Source organism: Microcoleus sp. S28C3 (genome assembly GCF_036700785.1).
GTDB lineage: Bacteria > Cyanobacteriota > Cyanobacteriia > Cyanobacteriales > Microcoleaceae > Microcoleus > Microcoleus asticus.
Window position 1 is genome coordinate 1 of record NZ_JAUBPO010000209.1, and the last position, 5,187, is coordinate 5,187.

Here is a 5,187-nt window from a genome sequence, read left to right on the forward strand (position 1 = left end):
TGTTGAGCAATAACTTGCCCGGTGTTGAAAGGCAGGTACTTTTAGATGCGATCGTTTTTTAGTCTAAACTCCAGTAACATAGGCGGGACGCCCATACCACACACAATTAACACAGGCGTCCTGCCCGTGCCACAATTAACACAGATAAATTTGGAGATTTGTAAATTGCTTAAATTTGCTGTACCGGCAGTTCAATGATAAACTCGGTTCCTTTGGACGGTTCAGACTCGCACCTGAGCGATCCTCCGTGATTTTCTACTAATATTTTGTAGACAATAGACAATCCTAAACCGGTACCTTTACCTATTTTCTTTGTGGTAAAAAACTGCTCGAACATTCGTTGTTTTATCTCTGCTGTCATTCCCGTTCCCGTGTCAGCAATCCGTACTCTCACGCGATCGGGCCCAGCTAATTCTGTGCTGATAGAAATTTTTAGCGCAGCATGGGGCTCATTTTGTGATGCCTCGTCCAAAGCATCGATCGCGTTGGTAATTAGATTCATAAATACTTGATTGAGCTGTCCGCCATAACACTCTACAGCAGGCAATTTTCCATAATTTTTAACTACTTGAATGTCGCGACGGTCTATTTGAGAATTGAGACGGTTTCGCAAAATTAACACGGTGCTGTCAATGCTGTCGTGCAAATCGCACATGGTCATGTGACTGTTATCGGTTCGCGAAAAGTTGCCCATAGATTTGACAATTTCGCGAATGCGATTGGAACCCATTTGCATAGATGAGATAACTTTAGGCAAGTCTTCAACTAGAAAATCAAGATCTATCTCTTCGATTAAAGTTTTAATTTCGGGACAGGGATTGGGACAGTATTCTTGATACAGACACAGCAGGTTCAGCAAATCTTGAGTATAAATTGCGGCATGGCTCAAGTTGCCGTAAATAAAACTAACTGGGTTATTAATTTCGTGGACGATACTAGCCATTAGCGCCCCCAGCGAAGACATTTTTTCGCTGTGGAGGAGTTGAGCTTGAGTTTGTTTGAGTTCGCAAAGTGCGCGATCGAGCTGGGCCGTTTGAGCTTCCGCTTTCGCGGTAGCAGCGCAACTTTCTTGATAAAGTTCAACCTGTTTGAGGTCGATTTCAAATTGTTCGATTTCGCTTTCTTGCTGGTATTGACTCACCACGGCATCGAAAGCTTCTAGCAAGTCGCCGCCTGCTGCTTCGACAATGTACAGCATATCGGGATTGTCCAGCCTGATTTCGGCATCAGGAACTTGCACCAATGCTTTTATTCGAGCGATATATTCGCGCACTTGTTTGTCTAAATACAGTGGCGGCTCAAAATACATTGCCTTGAGGGTGGCTGAAGGGGGACTGCCTAAGTTGATGCTGCTGCCAATATTAATTAAGTCGCGGTGCGATTTTTCCATAAGCTCGATCGCCTCTAACAAATCCCCGCGCAGTTTTGCTCTTTCTGCCGCATTCTCAGAGCAAGCTAACCTCATGCAAAAAAAAGCCGTTCGTTGGGAAAGCATTCGCTGGCGGCCGCTGATATTAATTACCGCAGCACTAATTTTTCTGGCTGTCGTAATTTCTTCCAGATTAAAGTAGTTATTGAGTATCGCCATTGATAATGCCCCCGACTCAACTAAATGTCTGTAGCTCCTGCTGACACAAGATTTAAGAGCCATAAATTTTTTTTGTACAATACACTAACTAATATATTGTGTAGTTCGTAATAAAGTAGTATACTAAAACACAATTATTTTCATTTTTTGACTTATCACAATTTTCATAATTCGGCTTGTTGCATAGTTTTTCTTAATTATTCAAAAATTTACTAATCAACTTGGCCATGATTTGAGCTTGAGTTTGCGGCAACCCGTGAGCGGCATTGGGAATAATTGCTAACTCAGCCCCCGGTATCTCGTTGGCATAGGTTTGACAGTGCCATAGAGGAATTGTTTCGTCGCTATCTGCGGCGATTACTAAGGTAGGAATTTGCAATTGGTGAATTTCTTTTTCTACTGTATCAACTGCATCTTCCGGCCGCATCCGGCTCATTAAAAATGACCTTGCTACTGGTTGAGACATTAACTCCCGTCGCCACCCGGAAATTTGCTGCAATTTATCACTTTTTCCCGCTAAAATAGCAAAAGGTTTTGCTAACTGCAAGGCCCAATCAACGGCGGTTGTTTCCCACAGCAGCGGCCGCAAAGCATCGTATTGACCGCAAAAACTATCGTCCCGAATTCCCGCAGGTGCTGCTAATACTAAACTGCTGACTGAATTAGGATATTTTAGGGAATATGCAGATGCCACCCAACCGCCAAAAGAATGTCCGATGATGCAGCATGGTTCGATATTTAGTTGTTCTACAACTTGCCGCACAAAAGCAACTTCTACAGCTACATCGTAGCGGATTTCTGGTTGGCTGGATTCTCCAAAACCCAACATATCTAAACTGATGCACCGAAACTGAGATTGCAATAACTCAATTAATGGCAGCCAGCAAGTCTTTTCTCCGAAGAAACCGTGCAGCATCAATAAGGGTCGGCCGCACCCGATGTCGAGGTAGGCGGCTGTTTGGCTGCTGCTATTGACAAATGTACTTAATGTGTGCTTCTGTCCTACAAGTGCTTGAGACTGCATGGGCGATCGATTCCTGATAGGTAAGAAATATTTGTAAACAATTGTAACAAAACGGCAGTCCAAAGGTTAAACTTCATTACGGAGTACACAATTAGAAATAGACCGTGATATTCTCTATTATTATTTGAAAATACTGCCAACTCAAAGCAGGAGAACACTTTGAACTCTACTTTAAAACAGTACCCGGCTTGCTCTCTTCGCGAAGATGTCAGTGAGTACGTAGCACACCTACAGCTTCACATGACTTTACAAGCTCGCAACTTGCTCCCTACCATTACCACCGCTAAGGATAGTCGCGAACTACTGTTGCAGCAGACTCAGGCTCATTTTGAGAAACGAGTTTCTCGACAAGCTATTTAAACAAATTTTACGATCGCCCGCGGTCGATCGAATTTTCCCAAATTCCAGCATCGTAGAAACCCGGTATCCCCAAAAATACCGGGTTTCTTTTCGGCTAATTAGGCAGGGGGCCAGGTTTTGGGTAATATGCGTTGGGTTCTTTAATTTTATGTTTATGCGAATTCCGATTATTGCATTTTTGACTTTGGCGTCGGTGGCTGGTGGCGAATTGGGGGCGCGGGCGATCGATCCGAGTGCCGCACTGACTGAGGCGGAGTTTAGAGAAGGAACCGCAGAAATTGACAGGCGAGACGCCTGTCCCACAAGGGTACAGACGGAGGATGAGGTGAGTCTCACATCTGGCACCATTCTCAAGAACGGGCAAGATGCCCGTTCCACTACAGATGAATTGTTTTGTGGAACAGGCATCTTGCCTGTCCATAAAAAGCTGATTGAGAATGGTGCAACCTCTCAGGTGAGTCCAACTGTGGGGGATTTGTCGGCATCCGACGAGCTCGCAGTTGCGGTCGAAGTACCCGCGGCGCAGCTATCCCCTAGGGAATCTCCCTCATATCGTTTCCGGTTGCATCAAAATAATAAAATCGAGTCAACAGTTAACACTCAACCATTGAGTTTTTCCACCCCTCCTTCTACAGTCAACAGTCAACAGTCAACAGTCAACAATCACCTGACGGTGCAACCGGAATTGATATCACTCAAGTCCAGCCACCATAAAGATTTTACATCTCTGTTAAAAACTCCGACGATCGCGGCCAACGCCGAAATCCCCGAAGCAGTAAACAGCAACGCCCGACAGCTAGGCGGTACTCTACAAATCAGTCAAGCGGGCAATGCTGAGGGCGTTTACGTTGCTGAGGTGAAAATTCGCTTTGTCAATTCTAGAGGCGAAGCTGTTGATAAAAAAGGGAATCCGGTTGAGGGCAGAATTTCGGAAGATTTTATCCGAGGCGAGCTCAAACTCAAGGCGGGGGATAACTACAGCCCGTCCGTTGTACGATCGGATTTGCAGCAGTTGCAGCAATTGGGATTGTTTGACAAGGTTACGGTTTCGATCGAAGAAGTTGGCACGGATATTAATGTAATCTACAACGTTCAAGAGCGATCGGCTCGCTCTTTTAGCGTGAGTGCCAGTCTTAGTGATGATGTTGGCGTTGCTGTTCCTCTTTCCTATACAGATCGAACTTTCGGCCGGGTCCCGCAGCGGCTGGCGGTGGAACTTCAGCCCAGCCTCCGAGGTATCGAGTACGATGTCCAGTTTGTCAGCCCTTACGTTGCCGCCGAAGACCGTTTGGGATACAGTGTGAGAGCTTTTGGCGATCGTAGAATATCGGAAATTTTCAACAAAGATATTGATTTGCCCAACGGGGACCGGGTACGGGAAATTCGGGTGGGGGGAAATCTCAGGTTTACCAGACCTTTGGGCGAGTGGCAATCGACTTTGGGATTAAATTATACAAATATCAGCACGCGCGATCGCAACTTAGATATCGCCCGCCGCGACGAACTCGGCAATCCTCTCACATTCAGCGGCAGCGGCGTTGACGAGTTATACACAGTTTCTTTTGGCGCTATGCTCGATCGGCGCGACAATCCCTTCGACCCAACTAGAGGCTCGATTCTCAGCCTCAGCACCGAGCAGTCAATACCTCTGGGGCGAGGTAACATTGTGAGTAACCGCCTGTTGGCGAATTACATACAGTATGTACCAATTACTTGGCTCGGCCGCGGCGACTCCGAGGCTTTTCCAGAAATGTTGGCTTTTAACTTGCAAGCGGGCACTGTAATTGGGGATTTGCCGCCAACAGAAGCTTTTCGCCTCGGCGGTCGCAATTCCGTGCGGGGTTACGATAGCGGGGATATTGGCAGCGGCCGGAGCTATTTTTTAGCTTCCGGCGAATATCGGTTTCCTGTCGGCCGGGATGTCGGTGGCGTGATATTTGTTGATTTTGCGTCAGATTTGGGAACGGGAGACAGCGTGTTGGGAAAACCGGCGGTAGTCAGGGACAAACCGGGGACTGGGGCGGGTGTTGGGGTGGGTGTGAGGGTGCGATCGCGCTTTGGATTAATTCGCTTAGATATGGGGGTTAGCGACTCCGGCGATCTCAAATTTATACTCGGTACAAAGCAACGATTTTAAATTAGGTGATTTCTGAGAAATAATTTACCAGCTAAAGTGGTCGAATCAAGATATCCCATTTGGGCAAAAGCGGATTTC

The 5,187-nt window shown here is 46.4% G+C and carries 4 protein-coding genes; 2 read left to right on the forward strand and 2 right to left on the reverse strand.

Going from position 1 to position 5,187, the window contains the following annotated elements:
• Positions 1–169: 169 nt before the first annotated feature.
• Together QUA13_RS31385 and QUA13_RS31390 are read right to left on the reverse strand one after the other, a co-directional pair.
• Positions 170–1,651, reverse strand: a complete 1,482-nt coding sequence (locus QUA13_RS31385) for an ATP-binding protein (protein WP_333204859.1) — start codon at positions 1,649–1,651, stop codon at positions 170–172.
• Positions 1,652–1,781: 130 nt separating this feature from the next.
• The gene (locus tag QUA13_RS31390) at positions 1,782–2,612 is read right to left on the reverse strand and encodes an alpha/beta hydrolase (protein WP_333204862.1); all 831 of its coding nucleotides are present in this window, start codon (positions 2,610–2,612) and stop codon (positions 1,782–1,784) included.
• Positions 2,613–2,771: 159 nt separating this feature from the next.
• On the opposite strand from QUA13_RS31390, the gene QUA13_RS31395 reads away from it, so the two are divergent.
• Together QUA13_RS31395 and QUA13_RS31400 are read left to right on the forward strand one after the other, a co-directional pair.
• Positions 2,772–2,972: a hypothetical protein gene (locus QUA13_RS31395; protein ID WP_172188544.1), complete on the forward strand. Its 201-nt coding sequence runs from the start codon at positions 2,772–2,774 to the stop codon at positions 2,970–2,972.
• A gap of 148 nt (positions 2,973–3,120) precedes the next feature.
• Positions 3,121–5,109 carry a BamA/TamA family outer membrane protein gene (locus QUA13_RS31400; protein ID WP_333204864.1) on the forward strand — a complete coding sequence of 663 codons (1,989 nt, stop codon included), beginning with the start codon at positions 3,121–3,123 and terminating at the stop codon, positions 5,107–5,109.
• The last annotated feature ends 78 nt before the right edge of the window (positions 5,110–5,187 follow it).

Coding starts and splice junctions, on each gene's coding strand:
- QUA13_RS31385 (WP_333204859.1), bottom strand. CDS start 1,651: ATGGCTCTTAAATCTTGTGTCAGCAGGAGCTACAGACATTTAGTTGAG.
- QUA13_RS31390 (WP_333204862.1), bottom strand. CDS start 2,612: ATGCAGTCTCAAGCACTTGTAGGACAGAAGCACACATTAAGTACATTT.
- QUA13_RS31400 (WP_333204864.1), top strand. CDS start 3,121: ATGTTTATGCGAATTCCGATTATTGCATTTTTGACTTTGGCGTCGGTG.